This is a genomic window from Streptococcus sp. Marseille-Q5986 (assembly GCF_946902915.1).
Classification (GTDB): domain Bacteria; phylum Bacillota; class Bacilli; order Lactobacillales; family Streptococcaceae; genus Streptococcus.
In genome coordinates this window covers 151222-173824 of record NZ_CAMPPY010000003.1, presented here as the reverse complement: position 1 = coordinate 173824, position 22603 = coordinate 151222, and the positions used below count along the sequence as shown (strand labels likewise).

Sequence of the window (22603 nt, the reverse complement as noted above, 5' to 3'; positions counted from 1 at the left end):
CTATCATTTACATAATTTATTTTATGTATTCTACAAACTATCCAGAGCATTCTTTTGTTCATCATTGACAATATGGGTATAGAGGTCAGTAACTTGTGTACTGGAATGTCCTAGCTGATGGCTGACCAAAACTTGCGATTTAGTCGCATCATAGAGCCTAGTTGCTAGGGTATGGCGCAGTTTGTGGGGGGTTACACGCACTTTGAAGTCCTCAGAATACTTAGCAACCATCTTTTCCACGCTGGAAGCATCGATACGATTGGGAACACCTCTATAGAGTGTCAAAAAGAGGGCTGTATCTGTTTTTCCCGTCTTATAGCGTTGATTTCGAATGGCGAGATAATTCTCTAAATAAGGCTTAGCAAAGGCAGCGACATTAACCGAGTCACGTTTGCCCCCCTTACGCGTGACATCAATAACCATCATTTTGAGATTGAGGTCTCTTAGATCTAGATTAACAGCTTCAGATAAACGGACACCAGATGCCAAGAGAAAGGCGATAATAGCCAAATCACGTTCTTTATTTTTATTAAAGGAGGATAAGGCACGATTTGAGAGCTTTTGTGGGTATTCTTGGTCTATATAAGTTAGAAAACCTTCTGTTTCATCACCTAGAAAGAGCTTTTGCTTGATGTTTTCGGCTCTGGCAGCAAGGGTTTCTTTTTTTTTCTTGGTTGAAACTTTCTTCATTACATTTCGATAGAAATAAGGTTCGCCTTGGTCGTTTTCAACTTCCTCGGTTAGATACTTGTAAAGACTAGAAAGTGCTGACAAGGTCCGATTGATGGTTGTCTGAGAAACACCTTGCTTGGTTGTATTGGCATTCAGCAAAGGACGTTCACGCAGATATAGGATAAAGGATTCCATGTCTTTCTTTGACATATTTTCCAAGATCGATAAAGGGATATCAGATATTTTATCGGCGTTTGAAATTCCAGACTCCAAAACCCAGCTGAAAAATCGATCGTATTCCTTGAGGTATTCGTACAAGGTTGTAAAACTATAGGGAACAGCAAGTTTAGATTGGTAATATTCCAAAACATACCAGGGCATGATCTGTTTTAGCTTGTCGATTCGTTCCAGTAAAATCTCACGTTTCATGTATTTTCTCCATAAAGTAAGTCTACTAGTAGTATAGCATGGACTTATATATTTTTCAAGAAAATTACAGTTTTTCGGAAAGATATTATCGGTAAAAAATGAGTGAGAGGCAGGAAAAAAGTCTTTGAAATCAGAAAAACGCATAAGTATCCTGGTATTGAATAACCTTGATATTATGCGTTCTATTGTGCTGGAAGATTTAACCCGTTTTCGCCTGAAATTGAGTTTTTGTCCAGCGTTTTCTAGTTTATTTACATAATATGAATTATGTAAATAAACTCTACAACAATAAATCTTTTACTTTGCCAATTTCACTTTTTGGAATCACCAGGTGAATCATATCACCGAGATACATTCTGGTTGAACCATTAACTATTTTGCTCTTTCCGTTATGAACTTGTGTTGTGATGAGGACGTTATGAGGTAAGTTGAGTTCGTGTACTTGTTTTCCAGCGATTTTGTCAGATATAGGGATTTCAATGAGTGTGACTTCTCCTTTATCTGTCGCTTCTTCTGGCAGCATTTTTTCCAACATAGCCTCATAGACTGGTGCCCCTTTAAGCAGATCCATGACGATGTAGGCTACCAAGGTCACTAAGCCAAGTGGCATAAGATTGCGAATGTCCCCTACCATCTCAGTTACGAGGATCATAGCGGTTAAGGGTGCCTTAGATATGGCTCCAAAGTAGCCACTCATTCCCAGAATGACAAATATAGGGAATTGCTCCTGACTGACAAGTCCAAAATTTACACAAATGACACCGACTAGGGCACCAAGTAAGGAACCGAGGGCCAAAATGGGTAGGAAGATTCCTCCTGGAAGACCACTTCCATAACTAATCATACTCCAGATAAAACGAATCAAAAAGTAAGCTAATAAAGCTTGGAAACTAAAATTTTGCTCCGTTAAGGAAAGAACCAGCTGATTTCCACCACCAAGGATTTGTGGCAAGAAGATCCCGACTGGTATGATGAGAATAAAGGCAAGAATTGGGTAATAAGCTCTATCCAAACAGATTTTTTGCCCAATCCAGTCATAAATTCTACCGACATCAAGCACAGCTTTTTCATAGAGAAAACCGGAAAGTCCAAGGAAAATTCCCATCACAAGATAAATCCAGTATTGATCTAGGGTCATGAGAGGAATGTTATCTGGCATATCCAATACTGGTGTCAAACCGAACATGAGCAGCGAGACAAAGTTTGCTACGAGACTAGCTGCTAAAGTTGAGACCCAGAAAAAGCGTGAAAAATGGTGATAGACTTCCTCTACAACAAAGAGGAGACCTGCGATTGGTGCATTAAAGGCAGCTGCTAATCCTGCTGCAGCACCACTGGCAATCAAGGAACGTTCCTCTACTGGGCTGGATTTGAGCCACTTGGCAATACCTTTACCACCAACTGCTCCAAGTTGAATACTTGGTCCTTCTCTACCTAGCATAAGGCCACTGGCAATAGCAAGAATCCCTAGAATATATTTTTTCCAGAGGACACTCCACCAGTTAAGAGTCATGAGTCCTTTTAATTCGGCTTCGACTTGAGGAATTCCTGAACCCTGGATATCTTTTTCCGATCGAGTCAATTTCGCACTGAGCCAGCTAACAATTAGATAAAATAGACCAATGATAAAAAGATTGCGGACTAGGGGCGCTTGATTTTGATAAAGTCCTTGTATCAGATGAAAGCCTTTTTCGATTGAAAACCGAAAAGATCCGACGATTAGCCCGACGACGAGACCGACAATGACTCCTCGCCCAACTTGGGATAATATGGTGCTTGAGGCAAAGGCAAATTCCTTCTTGGAGCTGAGTATTTCTGACTGTTCCTCCATAATCATTCATTCCTTCTAACTTAAACTTTCTTTTTCTCCTGCAACCAGTGACTTAACTGGTTCAAAACTGGTCCGGTGAATTGGGGTGACTCCTAGTTTCTCGAGTCCTTCTAGATGTTTAGCTGTTCCATATCCTGCATTAGCCCTGAAGTCATAACCGGGATATTGATCATCATAGTCCTTCATAATATTATCCCGTGTCACCTTGGCTACTATAGATGCAGCTGCTATAGAGAGAGAGTTGGCATCTCCTTTGATGATGGAAGTTTGGGAAATTGGCAACTCCAGTTTCATGGCATCGATCAAGAGATGCTCAGGTTGCGGACTGAGCTGGGATATTGCTTCTTTCATGGCCAGTTTGGTCGCCTCGTAGATATTGACTTGGTCAATGATGTGATTATCAATGATACCAATACCGATTGCCAAGGCTTGGTCTTGAACGGCTTGATAAATTTCCAGATGTTTCTTTTTGGGAATCTTTTTGCTATCGTTAAGGCCTTTAATCTTACAATTTTTCGGCAAGATAACGGCTGCAGCGACTACAGGTCCAGCCAGAGGACCACGGCCGACCTCGTCAACACCTGCTATTAAGGTCACTCCTTGTTTATAAAGCTCTTTTTCATAGGAAAGCATGGATTCCAAACGAAGGTTTTCATCCAGTTCTGCCCGAATAGCTTTTTTTCGCTTGCTGATTTCCTTTTGAACTCCAGAACGAGGATCTTTTTCGAATTCCAGAAAAAGAGGATTGTCTAATTCTTTGACAGTAGCAAGAAGTTCTTTGATTTCTTTAATCGTCGCCATCGAGGTCTTCCAATGTATCTAAGGTATAGTTACCGAGTTTGCCATCACGAACTTCCTTCACGAAGAGACTGTAAAAGCGGTCGTAATCATCTCGGAAACCGAGAGCACGTGTCATATCCATAATAATCACAGGCGCTTCCTCTTCAATTTTCATTTGTTTGAAGCGTTCAGCTAGCTTTTCTGGATAATGTTTTTTGAAATAATTGAGACCAAAAATGGTCACCTCATCCATAGGAAGCAACTGGTCTTTGATAGCTCCAGTCAAGGCTAGTTTTAGAGCGACAGTTTCATCTTCGAACTTAGGCCAGAGAATCCCTGGTGTGTCTAGGATTTCAAGGTCTTTATTGGTTTTGAGCCATTGTTGCCCCTTGGTAACACCTGGTTTATTGCCGACAACCGCAATCTTTTTCCCAGCCAAACGATTCATGAGAGTTGACTTACCAGCGTTTGGAATTCCGATAATCATGGTTCGTAAGGTTTCAATTTTGATACCGCGTTCTTTCTGGCGTGCAATCTTATCAGCCATGAGCTTTTTAGCCGCATCTGTCACAACTTTTACAGTCACTTGCTCTTTGGAGTTGATAGCCAGAGTTTGGATTCCCTGTGATTCAAAGTACTGACGCCATTCTTTAGTCATTGATGGATCAGCAAGATCTGCCTTGTTCAAAATCAAGAGTTTTGGTTTATCACCCACAATCTTGTTTAACATAGGATTTTGACTAGATAGAGGTAAGCGAGCATCCACCAAAATCGTTACAAAATCAACAAATTTTAGATTCTCCTGAACTTGTCGCCGAGCCTTAGACATGTGGCCTGGAAACCATTGAATTGTAGCCATAAATTTCCCTTTCCGACTGAAAAACGTTTTCTTTCTTACTACCTATTCTATCATAAATTAGGAACTTTTGCACAGGCTTTGACCACAATAAATGACAAATAGTAATCGTGAGAAACATCCCTGATACCAGTAAAGATTTACTTGACTTTTTTTACCAACAGGTATATACTTAGTGTATACAATTTCGTGGAGGTAGAGCGATGAATACAGTAAAGACTCGGAAGGTAGGGAATTCTCTCACTGTGACCATTCCTAAAAATTTGGGGATGACAGAAGGTCAAGAAATGGTTGTCTACAAAGGGATTGACGGAGTCATTGTCTTAGCTCCAAAACTGAAAGATCCTTTTGATGGGATTACTGATTTGAGAATGACAAATGATTTTGAAGGGGTAAGGTCACTTGATAGCGAAATATGAGTATATTCCTGAAAAGCAGGATATCATTTGGCTGGACTTTGATCCATCAGTTGGTCGAGAAATCCAGAAACGGCGACCTGCTTTGGTAGTTTCTAGGAGAGAATATGCCTTGCAAACTGGTTTTGTGGCTGTCTGTCCTATTACTCATGACCAACAACGTTTGGCAGAAAAAGGTTTGCTCGTTCCTGTTTCATCGGACAAGGTAGATGGTGCTGTTAATCCATTTCAACTATATACATTTGATTTTCGGATGCGTAATTCTCAAAAAATAACAAGAATGGACACGCAGTGTTTTCAGAAAGTAGTCCAACTTTACCAGTACATCTTCGGAGATACATAAATCCTACCATGCATAGACAAGGTAGGATTTTTTCTATATGAGTAACCTATTTAAAAATGGGTGAAGGTAGTTTGTCAAAATCACTCTAATCCAGCTTTCTTGAGCTGATGATAGATGTTCTGCCTGAAGGCATTCTTTTAGAAAATCGCGAACTTGTTCTGGTGCAATTTCAAACTCAAAAGCCTTCATCTTGTAGAAAAAGTCGATGAGATGCTCAGATAAGTAATCATCTGAAAAGGGTACTTCTCCACTTTTTCGATATTCAAATAAGAGACGAGAAAATCTAGCTTTTTCATCAGGCAAATCCTGAAAATAGGAATTAAGAAGCCAAGTCTGCTTCTGCTTTCGTTCAATAGGATCTTGATTTGCAATTCGCTAATCCTTTTCCAGCTCTTTCTGGTTTTGTTTAGCCTTGATAGCCCGTTCGTCTCTATTCTTACCAAAGAGGATTTTCTCCCATTTTCGTTCTTCTAGGGTTAGGGTTTCTGTAAAACCAAAGTAATCTTGATAGACTCGTTCTGCAGGTCCCATGGCAAGAATGAGGTTTTCAGCGTCTTGCTTGGCAATTTTATCTATCTTCCTGCGTTCCTTCTGTGCCTGAATCCGTAAATGCTGCTCGTAGTCGATTTTCTCCTTGCCTAGTTTGACAAGGTAGAGTTTGTCATCGGTCTTATCAAGTAAAAAAGGTTTGATACACTTTTCCAGCACCTCTTCCATACGAACTTTTTCTTTGGCTCTGCCTTGTCAAACTTCCTCCTTGAAAGACTTATAGGAAGAGCCGATAATCTTTCTCAGGCGAGAATTAATTACCACGATTAGAAGTCGTTTGTCAAAATCGCTTTTATTGATCTTGATTTTTTCCTTTTTCTTGACTTTTCTAGTCAGATTTTCAAGCTTTCTGAGAAGTTTTTCTTCCTCTTCTAGTTGCTGGTCGAGGCTAATACGATGAAAATGGCGAACACAATCGCTACCAATCGGAAAGAGGCGTTGACCTGTAGCTCCATTAAAGAGTTCGTATGCGTATTTTATGGCATTCCCACAGACGCAATTGCTACGGCCGATACCGTTAAAAACCAAGGAAACTTCATTCCATTCCTTGGTTGCTTGATCCCAAGTATCGGCTTTTGAAGCCTGTAAAATGGCATCGTGCAGGGATTTTCTGACTGGAAGTGGCATGAGGTCTCCTTTCTAGGTTATACTTTTACAACTTGAACTTCGTCTTTACCGAGTAAAATCAAGTATTTCTCAATATTTTCAATCGAATAGGATCGAGATAAAGCCTCTCCGTATAGGGCTAACTGACCACGATAGCGATCTACGAGTTGACTTGGATCATCATATCGGTCTGTCTTATAGTCGAAAAGAACGATACGCTCCTCATAAAGCAGATAGCTATCCAAGATTCCACGTACAACGAAGTCTTCTTGACTCTTGTGTTCCCGCTTGAGCATAGAAAAAGGTTGCTCACGATAAAGATGGCTGGTATTAGTGAGAATTTCCTGACCAAGTGCTGTGTCAAAGAATGAGAGAATTTTAGAAAGATTGATCTTGTCTCTTACGGCTGGACTAGTCTGAACTTGTTTGAGAGTTTCTGTCAGGCTAGCAAGTGTTGGTTGCTGACTAAGGTCAATTCTCTGCATAAGTTCATGAGTGGCACTACCAATTTCTGCTCCAGTTACCCTTTCTTTAGTTGAAAAATCTGGCAAATCAAAGCTAATTTTATTCTCTGGTGATGGAGTTTGGTTAGTAATTTCTACCCCTTCCATATCCATAACGGGTTCGTAGAATTTCTTGATTTGACTTGGGGTTTGAACACTAGGCAGTTCAATGGCTGCGCGATGAAGAGTATTATAGACTTCCACCTCTTTTAGCATTTCCAGAGCTTCTTTAATGGTTTCAGACTGTCGGTTGCTTGCTTGAGAGCTATCTTGTAGAGGACTCTTGTTTTCCAATTGACCAATAGCTTCTCTAGTTAGCTGGTCTTCACCAACAAAACGATAGCTAAAATTGAGATTGTCCTTGGCAAATACTTTGCTGATAGCCCAGACCCAATCTTGGAAATTTCTTGATTGCAGTCTGGTATTGCTATCTAATTTTCCGTTTTCAGTTGCTGGGTATTCCTTGGCTTCTAGCTTTTCACGAGATTCCTTGCCAACAAGATAAAGCTTTCTCTCAGCTCGCGTCATGGCAACATACAGCAGACGCATCTGCTCTGAATAGCTAGCCAATTGCAGTTCTTTCTCATTCTGGATATAAGTTAGACTAGGAATGGAAAGTTTGATGGTTTTAGGATAGTGTGCTTCCACTGCTCCTGTTTCCACCTTTGCAATGTATTTGACACCAAGCCCATTTTGACGGCTGAGAATGACGTCTGACATTGAGTCTTGCTTGTTGAAGTCCTGATCCATATTGAGGATAAAGACATAAGGGAACTCCAGCCCTTTGCTCTTGTGAATAGTCATGAGTTCCACAGCATCTTTTGGCGATGCGACAGCCATGCTTGCAAGATCGTGCTGGGCTTCTAAAACTTGGTCAATCATATGTATAAAACGAGACAAGCCCTTAAAATTACTCTTTTCAAACTGGTCAGCGCGCAGAGCTAGGGCATAGAGATTAGCCTGTCTAGCAGGTCCGTTTGGCAAGGCTCCAACAAAGTCATAATAAAAACGGTCATTGTAAATTTTCCAAATCAAGTCATAGAGAGAGTGGGTTTTGGCATACAGGCGCCAAGAATCCAAAATATCCATGAATTGATTTAGTTTTTCAGCTAGAGCTGTATGAATTAACTCTTTCTGGTTTGTTACCAGTTTTTGAGCATTGACCAGTTTCTCATAGAGATTTTCTTGGACCTTATCTTCTACTTTCTGAAGGGATAAGCGTGCCAACTCGTCCTCATCAAAACCAAACATAGGAGACTTCATCAGCGCAACCAAGGCATAGTCTTGCAGGGGATTGTGAATGACACGCAGGGTGTCCAGCATGACTTGTACTTCTAGGGATTGGAGATAATTGTTTTGTTCACCGTCGGTTTTAACAGGAATTCCGTACTCAGACAGGGCGAGGAGAATCTGGTCATTACGACTGCGACTAGAAGTCAAAAGGGCAATTTCTTTAAAGGCAACACCTTTTTCTTGATGAAGCTTCAGGATTTCCTTGATGACTAGGCGCATTTCACCTGTTAATTTCGTTTCTGTTTGGTTCTCTTCTTCCTCTTGCCCACTATTGTCCTTGTCGTAGAGGAGAAATTCTGCCTTGTTCTCAGGGCTAGGAGTCAGTTTGGTATTGGCAAAAACAAGCTGATGCATGCTATCATAGTTGATTTCGCCGACCTCTTGGTCCATGAGACGTTCAAAAACATCATTGGTTGCAGACAGCACTTCTGAACTACTACGGAAATTTTCCTTGAGGAGTATCAACTTACCCTCTTTAGGATTTTGCGCATAGCGTTGGAATTTTTCATTGAAAATCTGCGGATCTGCCTGACGGAAACGGTAGATGGACTGCTTGATATCCCCCACCATAAAGCGATTGTGACCATTCGACAGCAATTCCAGTATCCGTTCTTGAATATGGTTGGTATCCTGATACTCATCGACCATGACTTCGTGGAAACGCTCTTGATAAGTCTCACGGACTTGTGGGAAGTTCTCTAAAATCTCAATGGTGTAATGGCTTATATCAGCGAATTCAAAAGCATTTTCCTGGCGTTTACGTTCACGATAGGCCTCCACAAAATCACTCATGAAGTTTTGGAAGGTTTTAGCTAGTTCCCAGGTGTCTTCATGATAAAGCTCCTGATAGTCGAGAATTGCTATCTGGTCTGCTAGTTGTCCTAGTTTAGCAAACTGGGTCTTTCTCTCATCATTATAGGCATCAGCCAGTGGCTTCAAATCGCCCTTACGACTGGAGTTAGCCAGAGCTCGACCATTTTTCTCCTTCGAAATGGCAACAACACGCACAAGCACGGCTTGATAAGCCTGACAATCGGACTCTTGATTTAAGGAGCCAATTTCATCCAGAACCTGTTGAACAGCTTCTAAATAGGCAGCTTTGGGGAACTCCTTGGCATCGTTATCCAGATGATAACAGAAGAAACTTTCCAAGTCCCAAAGCGCCCGCTTGATTTGCTCAGTTAGTTTCTCTTTTTCATTTGCAAAGTCAGCTTTTTCAAGCCCTTTGAGGAAAGACTCGTTCAGCCATTTTTGGGGACTGCTGGTGGATTGAAGGAAATCATAGATTTTATAGACTTGCTGACGCAGACCTCGTTCATCCTTGCCTCGCCCAGCAAAGTTCTTCACTAAACGACTAAATTTCTCTTTATTTTCACCTTGGTAATGGTCTTCAAAAACCTGATGAAAAACTTCGTTCTTTAAGAGTAACTGTTCACTTTCATTTTGCAGAATACGGAAGTTCGGTGCGATATCAATCAGATAACCATGTTTCCCAAGGAATTTTTGTGTGAAGGAGTCCATGGTTCCGATGGCAACGTTTGGCAGGTCTGCCAACTGGCGTCCCAAGTGTTGTTTGAAATCAACATCGCTACTTTCTTGGATTTGTTGGCTGATTTTTTTCTCCAAACGTTCCTTTAGTTCAGTAGCAGCCTTGACAGTAAAGGTCGAGATAAAGAGTTGGCTGATTTCCACGCCACGTGCTAATTGGTCGAGAATGCGCTCGGCCATAACAAATGTTTTCCCAGAACCAGCAGACGCTGAAACCAGGATATTTTGACCAGAAGTGTAGATGGCTTCGATTTGCTCGGCAGTTTTCTTCTGTTCCTTTCTCGAATTCGCTTCTGCTTCCTGCAATTTTTGAATTTCTTCCTCAGTTAAAAAGGAAATGGACTTCATCGATTCAACTCCTCTCTCATTTTCTCAAACCAAGCTTGCTTGAGTTTTTCTCCGACCAGACGCTTGCCATCAGCTAAGTTCAACTTCTCTAGGAAACGGGCTTGCCCCAAATGGTAATTGGCTTCAAATCCTGTGATGGCTTGGTGTTGCTGGACGTATGGGGCAATACTTCTGCCATTTTCAGTATAGGGATTGATGGCGAACTGACCTGCTAAAATCTTCTCAGCTGCTTTCTTGTATAGATGGGCATTATAGTCCAGTAGGAGCTGGAATTCCTCATCCGTCAGCTGGTTAGCCTTGTTTTTGTTGTAAAATTCGCCCAAATGACTGCTTTCTTTTTCTAAAAAGAGACCTTGGTATTTCATGGATTTGCTGGCTTCTACTACTGCTCCTGCCAGACTTTTAACAGCTATCAGAGATTGGACAGGCTCAGCCATTTCCAAGTACATGGCACCGAAAAAGTTCTGCTCCCCTTCTCTTTTTAGGGCAGCTAGATAGGTTGGCAGTTGAGAATTGAGCCCATTAAAGAAATGAGGAAACTGAAACTGAGTCAGACTCGACTTGTAGTCCACCACTCCTAGCGCACCATCTGCTTTCAGGCGGTCAATTCGGTCAACCTTTCCTCGCACATGGACACTGCGACCATCATCCAATTGAATAAAGGTCTGGTCTTTTCCACCAAAATTTGCCTCTTCTTTGATGGTTTCGATGGCCGGATTATGACGAAGGATATGTCCCGTAGTCCGAGACACATCAAGCAGAACTTCCTTGGTAAATTGGGCTTCCAAACTTTCCTGATAAATAGCTTCAAATTCGCGTTCTTGACTGGTTTCTTGAATAGCCTGTTCCAAACGTTTGTCAAAGGAATTTTCGTCAGACAACTGTAAGGCGCGTTCAAAAATGCGGTGCAAGAAATTTCCGTGACTACGGGCATCAGGACGCAAACGTAATTCCTCCTGCAAGCCTAAAACATAACGGAGGAAATAACTGTATTCATTGCGGTAAAACTCCGTCAAACCAGAGGTAGACAGGTAAAACTCCTGATCAATAGGATAGAGAGCTTGTAAGGTGTCCTTAGCCAACTGCTTACTACTTGGACTGGTTGGAAGGGCTGGATTTTCCAGACCTTGCTGGTCTAGTTTTTTACCCATGACACGCGCCAGAACCTTAATAAATGTCAAATCTTGCTCAGTATCACTCGTCTCGCCCTGCTGGTGATAGGCAACCAGACTGGACAAAAGACTGTGATAGGAGCCCATATCCTCTTTAGACAGCCCTTTGTGATTCATTCTCTTCTCTATCCGGCTAAATCCAAAGCTCACCAGTTCCTGAAGATAGGCTGATTCCTTGCTTTCACTTTCATTAAAGAGGCTTGGAGCTGACAAGACCAACTGCTTACGAGCAGCATTGACTAAGGAAAGCATAGTGTAGCGATTTTTCTTGAGGTTTTCACTACTTGAAATCAGTAATTGCGCTCCCTCTTCAGTCGCTTGATTTAAGCTTTGTCGTTCTTCGTCTGTCAAAAGACTGGTGTTTTGCGCAATTTTTGGTAAATGATCCTGAGTCAGCCCAATGGCGTAAACAAAGTCAGCAGTCAGAGGAGCAATCAAGTCATAGCTCTGCACCAGAACGGTATCAACAGTTGCTGGAATGGTGCGATACTGAGATAAACTCATTCCAGAATGAAGCAAGACCAAGAAATCCTCCAGACTAACTTGTGAACCAGCAAAAATCGTCGTAAATTGTTCTAAAACATGACAAAAGGCTTTCCAAACTTCGGCTTGTCTTTCCTGTTCTAGAGTTTCCATAGTAGCTGTCAAGTCTTGCATCTGCTTGCTTAAAGCAGCATTTTTTAGAAAAGTATTCCACTTTTGCAAGAGATTTTCAGTCTTTTGCTTTCGACTGGCAAATAAGGTTTCAAGAGGTGACAAAATACGCAAACGAAGAGTATTTAAATGAACTAAATCAAATTTTCCGTGGTGGGATTTTGTGAAGGTCTGTTGAAAAGCTGGCAAGCCATTGATGCCAAGATAGCGGAGATATTGCTCAAAAGCATCAATATCCGCTTGGTTAAGGTCAGTATATAGACCAGTTCTGAGGAGATTAATCAAATCTTCCTGACGGAAACGGTAACGTTTCAAACGTAAAATAGACTCCACAAACTGAGTCAAAGGGTGGTGAGCCATGGATTCATTTCTACCAAGATAGAAAGGAATCTGGTACTGGTCAAAAATGGTCTTAAGAGACAACTGATAAGAAGCGACATCCCCCAGCAAAATACGAAGATTCTTGTAACTCAGATCTGGATGGTCATGTAATTTTTGACGAATGCTACGTGCTACCAGCTCCAACTCCTCTTTTTGCGTCAAGCAAGACCAGATTTGCAGATTCTCACGGTCCTTCTCATCTACATCCAAAGTGAGTTCTGAAAAGTCATAAGAAGACTCCAGCAAACGAGAGGTCTTGTCAAAACTATCCATGTATGCATGAGTCTGTGAACGGTCTTGAACAGGCGTTTGGTATTTAGTAGCTAAATGATGAAGAAATTCCACACTGGCTTGGTAGAGATTCCCTTCAGTGAACGGACTGGTATAAGCCTTCTTACTTGCATAGGCACCAATGACAATCTCGACACCTTTTCGATGAAGCAGATCCACTACACGCTCTTCCTCGGCAGAAAAACGGGTAAATCCATCAATAACCAAGGCAATCTGACTGAAATCACTACTTACCTTGCTATTTTCAATAGCCTCAATCAAATGGGATAACTGACTTCCCTGAGCCAACTGACCTTGATTGAGATAGGCCGTTACTTTCTCAAAAATCAAGAGTAAATCTACTCGCTTATCCTCATCTGTCAAACTTTCCAAGTCTAAAAAGCTCATCTGAGCAGTCGTCATCTCATGATAAAGTTCAATCAGCTGCTGGATAAATTGAGGGTCTTGTTTAATAGCACCGTAAACTCGTAACTCTTTGGGATCAAGTTCAGCAAGGCATTTATAAAAGGCCATTCCAAGTCCGATGTCATCAAGACTGGTCTTTGTAGGCAAGTCATTTAAAACCAGGTAACGAGCCATTTGAGCAAAACGCGTAACGGTAATCGCAAAAGAAGCCTGCTGGGACAAGCATTCCAGCACAGCACGTTCTTTTTCAAATGAAAGAGAGTTGGGGGCAATGTAGAAAACCCGCTTGCCAGCAGCAACCAGCTCTTCCGCCTCTCTGGTCAAGATTTCTGTCAAAGAAGTCCGAATATCAGTATAAAGTAATTTCATCTCAGCCTCGTTTGGTTTCTCAAAGTTTCTTACTCTATTATAGCAAAGTTCGCTTCACAGTCCAAATTCAAAATTCTAGTTGACAATCATTTAACTAACAAATCAATCATACCTCATCATCCACTTTCATATACTGAAAGATATAGAGGAAAAAGTCTTTGGAAACTTCAAAATGTCCATAACGAAGTCGAGAAGTATAGTCTCTCCATTCAGGATGTTGTCTGGCTATTTCTATGGAACAATCTTTGACTGGTAGATAATACTCGATATTTCGTCTAAAGGGAAAGAAGCCTTCAAATTGCTCTACTTGATAGGCTTTGTCATCTATAATTTTACCTAAGGCCACAAAAGCCTGTAACTTATCTTGACCATTCATATCGTATTTTGGACTATAGTATAAAAGATAGTCACCTTTTTTCATACGATTTAAGGGACCGCCCTTTCCATGACAGACCTGACAAAAATTTCCCTCAACTCCTCTTAAAACATGGTTCTTTGAAACAACTCCGACCCAATATCTAGGCATTTTTATCCTCCAACGCTGCTAACATGCGATTAAAACTTTCTCTATCGTTAGAAAGTTTTTCAAAAAATTTTTCATCAATCCCTTCTACTAAGGGGAAAGCTAGATTGACCTTCTCCGCGCCAGACTTCGTTACTGAAACCAGTTTTGCCCGACTATCCTTTGGATGTTGATCACGTCTAATGTAGTCCTTCTTCTCCAGTAGCCTAACAATCTGGGAAACCGTCATGACATCCATACCAGTGAACCGAGCAATATCAACTTGCGTTACATATTCCTCTCTATTGATCAGAAACAAGAGCGAGGTTAAAACGATAAATTGAGGCAAAGTGAGGCCAACCGATTTCAAAACTCTTTTTAAATTACTTTCCCATTTGTTGTAAACTTTAATGAAAAGAAGACCTGTAGACTCTGTTTCATCATTTTTGTAAATTGAATTAAAGTGATACTTTGTCATTATCTCTCCTCAAATATTAAGCATACACATTATATAAGAATTTATTTTGTTTTTTAAGAAAAGGAAAGTCGAATGTTACAATTCTGTCAGACATTTTATAGTCTATATGCTATAATAAAAGCAAAACACCTAGAAAAGGAAGTCTTATGATTAAACTACTAGCCTTGGATATGGACGGAACCCTCCTTAACGAAGCCAAGGAAATCCCGCAAGCCCACATCACTGCTATTCACCAAGCCATTGAAAAAGGTGTCAAACTGGTTCTCTGTACAGGTCGCCCGCTTTTCGGTGTCCTCCCCTACTATAAAAAACTAGGACTTGACCTCCAGAACGAGTATGTCATTGTCAATAATGGTTGTTCAACCCACCAAACCAGTGACTGGAGTCTAGTTGACTGGCAAGAACTCAGTCCAGCTGACATTGAATACCTCTATGACTTAGCAGAAAAAAGCGACGTCCAGTTAACTCTTTTTGATGAGGAACATTATTTTGTTATCGGTGGCAAGCCAAATGAAATTGTTCAAAATGATGCCAAGCTAGTCTTTTCAGACCTGACTGAAATTTCCCTTGATGAAGCCACCAGTGGTAAATATCGTATGTTCCAAGGAATGTTTTTAGGAACCAAAGAACAAACAGATGATTTTGAGCAGCGTTTTTCCAAGGAACTCTGCCAACGATTCAGTGGAGTTCGTTCGCAGCCTGTCATTTATGAAGCGATGCCACTTGGAACTACCAAGGCTACTGCTCTTTCTCGATTAGCAGCGATTTTGAAGATCGAGCCCTCAGAGATTATGGCCATGGGTGATGCCAATAACGATATCGAAATGCTCCAGTTTGCAGGACTTGGTATTGCTATGGGAAATGCTAGCAACCATGTCAAATCCCTTGCTAATGACGTCACAGCCAGTAACGAAGAAGACGGTGTCGCGCGTGCCATTGAGAAGTATATTTTATAAAAAAAGAAAAGCAAATAGACAGAAATTACTGCTATTTGCTTTTTTTGCTATTTAACTAAACAAGCAATCAAGGTTATAATCCATAGATGAGCTGGGTAGAAAATATAAAAGAAATATTTGCTCCAGCTGGTTTCCTTTCCTCGCTGTCCATTATAAAGTGCCATAAAAGGAAATACGGTGATAAAGAGCCAGTCAGAATTGAAAAGTATCATTTCCAAAGTTTGGTACCAAGTATCGTAGATTTGGATGGAAGTCACTAACAGAAAGGGTCATAGAAAAGCATAAAGGAGATTTCGACAAGAGTAACTAATTAAGAGAAATGGTAGCATGGTGATACCGCCCTCAGTAAAAAGACAACCGAAAATCAGAAGACCAGCAACCCCAATCCGACGCCACAACTTCTCTTTTTGATCTACCTCTTTTCTAGGAAAACCAACACAAAGCATGGTAACACCGATGGCTAGAGTCAGGAAAATATTATTATTGACCATTACCCCTTTAGATGCAAATAGGGCATTGAGTAGGCTATTTACAGCAAACATGATAAACGCCCAACTCCAAAGGGGGATGAGGTAGTTTTTCAAATTTCGAGTATGGATGAAGGCTTCCATAGCCATATACGCAAACCAAACTCCCACACAACGGGTCAAGGCGTGAAGAATACCTTCCCACATAGGAGAAATAATTCCGGTGATATGAGGAATATAATCCAAAACCATTAGCAGCTATCAGACACTTCAACTGCGTCGCATTCCATTTTTTCATAATAAACCTCTTTCTTTTTGATCTGCATAGAGTATAGCATATATTTTTACGTATAATCGTACACCCATCTTACATTTAAAAAGCCTATCTTACATTTTGGTAAGACAGGCTTTTAGCAACTGATTTTTATAAAAGAATATTATTTGATTTTATGCTTATTCATTTTTTCTTTGAAAATATCTGTAATGATTTGGCGCAATTCTTCTCGTTCTTTCTCAGGAATCTCACCACTTCTTTTCGCAATAGCATAAAGTTCTGGATGTTCGATAGAAATTCGCTTTATTGTCCGAGTTGTTGCGTGTTTTCGCACGAAAAAGGGAATGCGTTTGATCCATTCCTGAGGCACTAGAGCAAGGATTTTAGTTGCGGTTTCCTTATCTGAGATTAGCGATAAGGAAACCGCATTCAAGTAAGGGCGTATCTAAGTTAACGACTTCTACTCGTTTCTTTTTCCTTTTTACTGATGATTTTTTAATCAAATTACCCTTAAAGTACTGCTCAATAATATCATTGAGTTCCCGTTTTGTACCTCTATATTCAAGTCCTAATGAGCTGTATATCTGTGAAAGTTCATCACGATACCAATAGTCTTTTATTAAACTCAGGTCTGCTTTCTATCAATATTTCACCTCCTTAAAACCAATTTACTTTTTATCTTAAAAGAGAACTCTACTTTTGCCGTTTTTCATACTTAGAATACCGGATCACAATATAAATTACATCACCTTAAAAAACACCAAACCAGAAATTGAGCTTGTCATAAATCTTCAACAATTATATTCGCAGTAAATCTTATTTGAAAGATAGTTTACAAGTTCCTTATCCTTTGAATACTTAAGTATATGATCAATGACATCTTTTTTAGACAATACTTTTGCTATAAATTCCTGTTCCAACTGCTCCAAAAACTCAATTAAAGATATCTTACTTATTTTATTAAAATATTTGACACGGTTGGTTTCTTTAATCTTTCGTTCTGCAACATCCGGTGGAAAACTACTTCCAAATTCTCCATCAAATAGCTTTTCCAGAGTATATTCAAGATTAAGATTTCCTAACCAACCAAATCCCAGTCCCAAAGGTAAACTAGCTACATTCCCATTGTTAATTCTTCCAAATAAGTATGCGTCTTGCGGATTCTGAAGAAAGGCTGATAATAACCCTGGCAGTGTGTTACATGCCAAATTCATTCCTTGCCCTGAAGAACATTCAGTTATTACAAAATCAGCTGCCTTGCTATTAATGAGTAAGGCAATCGAGACCGCGATTTTTGTATATGAATATGAATTTATTTCTTCTGGATAAACCCCAAAATTTATAACTTCATAATTCTTTGATGACACTACTTTGTTTGTTATTCTATATATCATCTCATTTTTATCAACTTGCGTTTTTTCCTTGTCAAAGGCATAGCCTGCTGGAAGGTAATCTTCAAAGGTGAGGCTGGTGGTTTCCACACGATTTGGAGAAAAGGTGTCTACCGTTAAGGGGTAAATGAGCGTTGAATCTTTTGCGACAGTTTTGTCATGAAGGATCACTCGGTCTGTATTGATAACTTCCTTAACAATTTCGGGAGTCGTTATTAGACGATAGTCGTGGTAATGAACCGTTGGCACTTGTGGTGCTTTAGGTAACGGTTCTGGTTTAGGTTCTTTAGGCAAGGTCACCTTGGTGAGTGTCAAACTAGGCTGAATGATTTTCTCCAGTGGTTTTTCCTTAAAGCTCACAGGTTGTTCTGGGGTAAACGTCTTTGGCGTAAAGGTTTTTGGAAGGACCTTAATCGGTTCTGGAATAGGGTCAAGTTTTGGTGTCACATGTGGTTTTGGACTATAAGGTTTGACGGTTCGTGCCACAAGTAAAGTGTTTAAGGCAAACCAATAAGAGAGACCAACATTTTGGGGCATATCTCCTTGACCAAAGGTCACCGTATAGGTGTTGCCTGAAGTAACCGTTGAGACAATCGCTCCCTTATAGGCATATTTACTGTATGACGTATCCCGTTCTTCAGGAAGATTTCAATCACTGGCACGGTTTGACCCAAGTGAACGAGCTAGACCTTCGTCTGTCACTTTAATGGTTGAGCCATTAATAGGGATAAATTTACCTGATATGTCCTTAACGTACTCTAGCCCAATGTTATTATGGTTAAGTGAGGAATGGGTAAAGACGTCTGGTTTTTCCTTGGTAAAGCTGACTTGAGAGCCATCTGCTAAGAAATACTTTGCTTTGACACGAAACTCCATCTTATCTGTTCGCCAATTGCCTGTCCCATCATTACGGTAGGCGATAAAGCCTTCTGTTGGGTCATTTGGTACAACTAACTGCACAGCATTGGTGCCAGTCGGTGAGACAAGATTGGTGATGTCATAAGCGACCTTTATGATTTTCTTACCATCAAAACTGGCATTTTGAAGGTTTTGATAGGTAAAGGAAAGGGCTTCTCCAGTTTTAAAGGTGTCATAGACAAAGAATCCTGTGGAATCTAGGATTTTAGAATAGCCTCCAAGCATGGCGTCACCCTTCGCAATGATACGATTAGGGTTTCTAGTATCTGCTGAATGGCGTGCTTGCGGTTCTCCATTATTCAAGTTGAGAGCCTGAGCAAGAGCTTGAGATATGTAGCCTTCTTCTCCTTTTGAAATCTCAGCTAAATCACGTTTATAGCGCTCCATTTCCTTGGCGTTGTAGGCATCAATGGCTTCATTCTCTGTTCTAGCGACTTCTTCTTTTTCCTTGTTTCGTTTTGTGATAGCAGCAATCTCAGCTTCACAGTCTCTCACCAATTTCTGTTGGATCTTATTGTAAGTATCCACTGCAGCTTGACCGACCTTGTTTTCATCATCCACTGCTTGTTGTCCGGCTTGATTGCGTTTAGTAATAACTTCATTATCTGCCTTTGCCTTAGCAAGACCCGCTTCATTTTCCTTTTGAATCTGAAGGTTCTTTGCGACAATGGCATCTGCATCTTTTTTCTTTGATTGATATTCTGCTAGATTATCTTTGTTTTGCTTATCAATAGCAGCTACAGAGGATAGATAATCCCGATAGCCTGAAACCGTTGAGCTATCTCCTGATGATACGGTTTGAGTTGTAACGGTCACATTATCCGACTGATCTTGTCCTTTAATTTTTGAAGCTGTGCTATCTACTGAACTATTCAAGGTCTTTCCTGCTTGAGTAGCGTCATTATAGTTAGCCTCTAATGTGGCGTTCCCTTTTTCAACACGTGCTTTATCTTGTTCATAAGCGGGTTTATCTACTTTATAGGTACTGGTCACCTGAGTGATGTCCTCAACCTGTTCAGAAGCATCTGCTTCTGCCTTATCCAATTGCTTACTGGTCTCACTCGCAGAGGTGGTGTTTCCCAAATCCATAGGTTTATCCTGAATGGTCGTAACCCCTTCAGCAGTTGCTTGATTAACTACCTTTGTCACAACATCGTGAGGAACGGTCACTGTGATAGCCCCATCTGATTGACCAGTTGAGGCAAGACTAGCTGTCTGTTCAGCAACTGGTGTTGGTTGTGCTTCTGGTAAGTTGGTCGCAGGATTTTCTGTCAACTGAACAATCTTATCTTGCAAGTGTGTTACCACTTCGTCAGCTTGTGCTACTTGGCCACCCCAAGCGACAACAGCTGTCACCATAGTTCCAATAGCTACCGAACAAAGCGTACGGTATTTCTTGCTTTTACGGAAGACGTGCTTTTCTGCCTTTTCCTGATTCACTAAAAAGTGATGTTGACATTATTTGGTCATAAAAAAGTCACCCACAAAAAGTGGATGACCCAATAATTCTCATATCAATATTTCCATTAAGACGACCAATTAACCTTTCTAGCTTTAGACGTCTTAAAACGTTTCTTGTCAACAAGTTTCAACTCTATTTCTCTACAACTTGTAATTAAGGTGTCGTTGATTTTAAGACTTCTTGGAAAGTATTGGTTTCCTTGTTCACGCGATAATTCAACGGTATAACTAATACCATTACTTAATTTGAAGACCACAAAATAAATATTATCTCTTCTAAATCGTTTGCCAACTTTTCTATTCAAAATACCATCCGTTGTGTAGAATTTACATTCCATCACATGTAACATTTGATAAAGTAATAATGTTCCAACGATTTTGAATTTATTTTCGTTAAACCAACCATTATCAGCCTTATTTAGACGCTCCAATGTCCAATCATCCTTTAATCCTTCAAAAATACTCCCTGCGTTATTAGTTGGTAAATTAACATGATGATTTCTTGATAATCCTAATAAATGGGGAATAGAGGAATTTGGGACAGAAAGAACAATTTCGGGATAGTCCTCCATATTTGTCAACACTTATGTTCACTCTTAAGGTTTAGATGAGATGACGCTTTATCCCAAATATCATACAACATTTGAGGCAAAAAGACAAGTATTCTCATATTGTCATTTCGTTGTATAGGCAAAGCTAATCGTATTATCGCCCCCTGATAACTTACGGAAGGTGTAGTTAGGGTTGCTATTATAGTTGGTTTCTGAGATAAGGAAAGACCCATCTGGGTAAACCTTCTCGACAAATGATACATGACCGTAAGCGGCAGGGGTTCCATGAGCGCCTCCCGCAAAGGAAACAATCGCTCCTCCTTTTGGTACATTACCTGTTTCACCACCAAGGCGTGCTGCTGTGGCTACCCAATCTTGACCATTTCTCTAAAATCGCCGCGATCGCTTGATTGATCGCTCCTTGACTTTTCAAATACTCATAGATAGCTTTAGCCCTCGCAAACTCGTCTCCACCAAATTGACCGATAGTAGGTAAAATAGTGGTTTGAAGTTGAATCACTTTAGGAAAGTAAAAGACTAGATTGACGTAAACCAGTTTCTCTGAGTCATCGTCAACCTTTTGATAGGCCACTTTAAGACCAGCACCATCCTTAGTTTGCCCAATCACCTCTCCTGCTTGAACTTTTTGACCGTCTGTCACTCGACCTGTATGGACATTAAACAAGATCAGTTGTGACTGTTGAGTCCCTTACCTGATATCAGAATCATATTCTCCCCATCTAGGGAAATCTTACCATCCATGGGAGCCACAATCACTTGATTTTCTTTAGCTTCTAGAATGATATGGTGATGAAGGGTTGGCTTGTCATCAATCACCTCATAGCCATAGCGAACCGTCATGGTAAGGGCACCTTCTTCGGTTTGTCCTTGAAAGGGATTATCTAATTCTTGAAGAGCTAGGTAAGTGCCTTCTTCACTCAATTCCTTTAAATCTTCTCGATCGTCATCAGAGAGTTTATAGGTAGGTTCTTTGGTCAACTCAAGCATGGTTTTTAGAGAATCCCCACCGTTTAAGTCCTGCCAAAGCTGACTCAAATAAGCTTGATAGGTCCTATCCCCATTTTCCATAACTTCTTCTAAAGCATAATCTTGATACTTGAGGTTCATAAAGACCATGACGTCATCAATTTTCGTGTAGTAGGTAATGCCAGTATCGTTGGTTCTGGTGTTTTCCGCCTCTTCCCACGTCATGTGCGTATAGGCTTTTGTCAGCTCACCCTCATCTTGTTGGATAAGGCTGGTGCCTGAAATTCCAACGACAAAACTCATCATCAAAAGCAAGAAAAATAAGAGACCTGACACGACCCAAGTCATGGGATTGAAAACAATCGTTGAAAAGAAGGTTAGGCTACTCTTAATCGCTTGAACAAGCCCCTTGAGTCCTGAAACACTGTGTTTCCTAGCTTGTTTTAGAAAAATCTGGTAGCGTCTTTTAGGTCTTAGGGGCTTCTGACGAGTAAAGCCTTTCCCCTTTTTGAAGTTCTGGTACCGTTCCTTACCATGGGCAATTTTAGCCTTGGTAAAACGCACACCAGTCTGTCCACTATTCACCAGCAGTTTTCCTGACTGATAGGTAAATCTTCCGTAACGTCTGCTTTTAATGCTCAACTCCTTGACGGTTCGGATACCTTCTAAATCATCATCTTGAGCGACTAAATCCAGTGATTCCAAAGCGACATAGCGTACCCCTCGTTTGACCCTGGTTGAGGGTTTCTTGACCTGATGAACTCTTTTCAGTTGCTTCACTTCACGCTTCGCTGATTTCACCTCTAGGATCGGTTACACAATAGCTACTGTGCATTTGCATTAAGTTCGGTTTTACATAAAATTGAACTTTCCCAGAACCACTACCTCCTATAACAAGTACATTTTTGTTACGAGCATATTTGGGATTTTTAGGTCTACCATTCATAGTTAGTCATTCTGTTTGTGTAAGCAATATAAGATAATTGCTTCCGCTGACAGCCCCTTAAATTCTTCTCCATCAACTAATATCTCCGGTACTTTAAGAAAATTAAATCTCTCTGCTTCTCTGTTATAGAAATAGTCAAAGTCCATCACTTCACCTCCTCTCTTAAAATTTGCAAAGAAAAAGACGATAGTTTTTCTATCGCCTTTGGTTACCATTTGTATTAAAT

The 22603-nt window shown here is 40.5% G+C and carries 15 protein-coding genes and 6 pseudogenes; 3 read left to right on the top strand and 18 right to left on the bottom strand.

The window, feature by feature from the left end:
• Positions 1 to 30: 30 nt before the first annotated feature.
• The 4 genes from xerS to ylqF all read right to left on the bottom strand — a co-directional run bounded on the left by xerS (position 31) and on the right by ylqF (position 4571).
• Positions 31 to 1101 (bottom strand): tyrosine recombinase XerS, encoded by a 1071-nt coding sequence (gene xerS, locus OVN21_RS06120; RefSeq protein WP_267247701.1) that lies wholly within the window; start codon positions 1099 to 1101, stop codon positions 31 to 33.
• Between the two features lie 280 nt (positions 1102 to 1381).
• The gene (locus OVN21_RS06115; RefSeq protein ID WP_267247816.1) at positions 1382 to 2932 is read right to left on the bottom strand and encodes a ClC family H(+)/Cl(-) exchange transporter; all 1551 of its coding nucleotides are present in this window, start codon (positions 2930 to 2932) and stop codon (positions 1382 to 1384) included.
• A gap of 15 nt (positions 2933 to 2947) precedes the next feature.
• The gene (locus OVN21_RS06110; RefSeq protein WP_267247700.1) at positions 2948 to 3733 is read right to left on the bottom strand and encodes a ribonuclease HII; all 786 of its coding nucleotides are present in this window, start codon (positions 3731 to 3733) and stop codon (positions 2948 to 2950) included.
• Positions 3720 to 4571: a ribosome biogenesis GTPase YlqF gene (gene ylqF, locus OVN21_RS06105; protein ID WP_267247699.1), complete on the bottom strand. Its 852-nt coding sequence runs from the start codon at positions 4569 to 4571 to the stop codon at positions 3720 to 3722. Before ylqF ends, OVN21_RS06110 begins: the two co-directional genes overlap by 14 nt.
• Positions 4572 to 4771: 200 nt before the next feature.
• On the opposite strand from ylqF, the gene mazE reads away from it, so the two are divergent.
• Together mazE and OVN21_RS06095 are read left to right on the top strand one after the other, a co-directional pair.
• The gene (gene mazE, locus OVN21_RS06100) at positions 4772 to 4987 is read left to right on the top strand and encodes a type II toxin-antitoxin system PemI/MazE family antitoxin (protein WP_001098942.1); all 216 of its coding nucleotides are present in this window, start codon (positions 4772 to 4774) and stop codon (positions 4985 to 4987) included.
• The gene (locus tag OVN21_RS06095; protein WP_267247698.1) at positions 4971 to 5327 is read left to right on the top strand and encodes a type II toxin-antitoxin system PemK/MazF family toxin; all 357 of its coding nucleotides are present in this window, start codon (positions 4971 to 4973) and stop codon (positions 5325 to 5327) included. The genes mazE and OVN21_RS06095 overlap by 17 nt, the downstream gene beginning before the upstream one ends.
• A 33-nt stretch (positions 5328 to 5360) precedes the next feature.
• On the opposite strand, the pseudogene OVN21_RS06090 reads toward OVN21_RS06095, so the two are convergent.
• From OVN21_RS06090 to OVN21_RS06070, 5 genes and pseudogenes are all read right to left on the bottom strand, one after another.
• A pseudogene (locus OVN21_RS06090) lies at positions 5361 to 6503 on the bottom strand (hypothetical protein).
• A gap of 17 nt (positions 6504 to 6520) precedes the next feature.
• Positions 6521 to 10174: a helicase-exonuclease AddAB subunit AddA gene (addA, locus tag OVN21_RS06085; RefSeq protein ID WP_267247697.1), complete on the bottom strand. Its 3654-nt coding sequence runs from the start codon at positions 10172 to 10174 to the stop codon at positions 6521 to 6523.
• The gene (rexB, locus tag OVN21_RS06080) at positions 10171 to 13446 is read right to left on the bottom strand and encodes an ATP-dependent nuclease subunit B (protein WP_267247696.1); all 3276 of its coding nucleotides are present in this window, start codon (positions 13444 to 13446) and stop codon (positions 10171 to 10173) included. The genes addA and rexB overlap by 4 nt, the downstream gene beginning before the upstream one ends.
• Positions 13447 to 13552: 106 nt before the next feature.
• The gene (locus tag OVN21_RS06075; RefSeq protein WP_267247695.1) at positions 13553 to 13972 is read right to left on the bottom strand and encodes an EVE domain-containing protein; all 420 of its coding nucleotides are present in this window, start codon (positions 13970 to 13972) and stop codon (positions 13553 to 13555) included.
• On the bottom strand, positions 13965 to 14426 hold the full coding sequence (locus OVN21_RS06070; protein ID WP_267247694.1) for a MarR family winged helix-turn-helix transcriptional regulator: 462 nt from the start codon (positions 14424 to 14426) through the stop codon (positions 13965 to 13967). Before OVN21_RS06070 ends, OVN21_RS06075 begins: the two co-directional genes overlap by 8 nt.
• 146 nt (positions 14427 to 14572) lie before the next feature.
• Here OVN21_RS06070 and OVN21_RS06065 point away from each other — a divergent pair, with 146 nt between their 5' ends.
• Positions 14573 to 15382: a Cof-type HAD-IIB family hydrolase gene (locus OVN21_RS06065; RefSeq protein ID WP_267247693.1), complete on the top strand. Its 810-nt coding sequence runs from the start codon at positions 14573 to 14575 to the stop codon at positions 15380 to 15382.
• A gap of 47 nt (positions 15383 to 15429) precedes the next feature.
• On the opposite strand, the pseudogene OVN21_RS06060 reads toward OVN21_RS06065, so the two are convergent.
• The 9 genes and pseudogenes from OVN21_RS06060 to OVN21_RS06025 form a co-directional block, all read right to left on the bottom strand.
• Positions 15430 to 16147: pseudogene (locus OVN21_RS06060) on the bottom strand (TraX family protein).
• Between the two features lie 139 nt (positions 16148 to 16286).
• Entirely contained in the window at positions 16287 to 16556 is a 270-nt protein-coding gene (locus tag OVN21_RS06055; RefSeq protein WP_323744018.1) for a hypothetical protein, read from the bottom strand.
• Positions 16543 to 16768 (bottom strand): annotated as a pseudogene (locus OVN21_RS06050) (SAP domain-containing protein); the annotation flags it as partial. The gene OVN21_RS06055 and the pseudogene OVN21_RS06050, both read right to left, overlap by 14 nt.
• 146 nt (positions 16769 to 16914) lie before the next feature.
• Positions 16915 to 18072, bottom strand: a complete 1158-nt coding sequence (locus OVN21_RS11165) for an RpiB/LacA/LacB family sugar-phosphate isomerase (RefSeq protein ID WP_416370416.1) — start codon at positions 18070 to 18072, stop codon at positions 16915 to 16917.
• A 90-nt stretch (positions 18073 to 18162) separates the two neighbouring features.
• Complete coding sequence (locus OVN21_RS11160) at positions 18163 to 19872, bottom strand: GbpC/Spa domain-containing protein (protein ID WP_416370415.1); 1710 nt, start codon at positions 19870 to 19872, stop codon at positions 18163 to 18165.
• An 86-nt stretch (positions 19873 to 19958) separates the two neighbouring features.
• Complete coding sequence (locus tag OVN21_RS06040; protein ID WP_323744017.1) at positions 19959 to 20474, bottom strand: hypothetical protein; 516 nt, start codon at positions 20472 to 20474, stop codon at positions 19959 to 19961.
• Positions 20475 to 20567: 93 nt separating this feature from the next.
• Positions 20568 to 22241 (bottom strand): annotated as a pseudogene (locus tag OVN21_RS06035) (CHAP domain-containing protein).
• A pseudogene (locus tag OVN21_RS06030) lies at positions 22225 to 22407 on the bottom strand (type IV secretory system conjugative DNA transfer family protein); the annotation flags it as partial. The pseudogenes OVN21_RS06035 and OVN21_RS06030, both read right to left, overlap by 17 nt.
• Positions 22398 to 22592 (bottom strand): annotated as a pseudogene (locus OVN21_RS06025) (hypothetical protein); the annotation flags it as partial. The pseudogenes OVN21_RS06025 and OVN21_RS06030, both read right to left, overlap by 10 nt.
• Between the last annotated feature and the right edge of the window lie 11 nt (positions 22593 to 22603).

Bases quoted from the DNA above. Each gene is read 5' to 3' on its own strand.
- xerS (WP_267247701.1), bottom strand. From the start codon at position 1,101: ATGAAACGTGAGATTTTACTGGAACGAATCGACAAGCTAAAACAGATC.
- OVN21_RS06115 (WP_267247816.1), bottom strand. From the start codon at position 2,932: ATGGAGGAACAGTCAGAAATACTCAGCTCCAAGAAGGAATTTGCCTTT.
- OVN21_RS06110 (WP_267247700.1), bottom strand. From the start codon at position 3,733: ATGGCGACGATTAAAGAAATCAAAGAACTTCTTGCTACTGTCAAAGAA.
- ylqF (WP_267247699.1), bottom strand. From the start codon at position 4,571: ATGGCTACAATTCAATGGTTTCCAGGCCACATGTCTAAGGCTCGGCGA.
- mazE (WP_001098942.1), top strand. From the start codon at position 4,772: ATGAATACAGTAAAGACTCGGAAGGTAGGGAATTCTCTCACTGTGACC.
- addA (WP_267247697.1), bottom strand. From the start codon at position 10,174: ATGAAGTCCATTTCCTTTTTAACTGAGGAAGAAATTCAAAAATTGCAG.
- rexB (WP_267247696.1), bottom strand. From the start codon at position 13,446: ATGAAATTACTTTATACTGATATTCGGACTTCTTTGACAGAAATCTTG.
- OVN21_RS06075 (WP_267247695.1), bottom strand. From the start codon at position 13,972: ATGCCTAGATATTGGGTCGGAGTTGTTTCAAAGAACCATGTTTTAAGA.
- OVN21_RS06070 (WP_267247694.1), bottom strand. From the start codon at position 14,426: ATGACAAAGTATCACTTTAATTCAATTTACAAAAATGATGAAACAGAG.
- OVN21_RS06065 (WP_267247693.1), top strand. From the start codon at position 14,573: ATGATTAAACTACTAGCCTTGGATATGGACGGAACCCTCCTTAACGAA.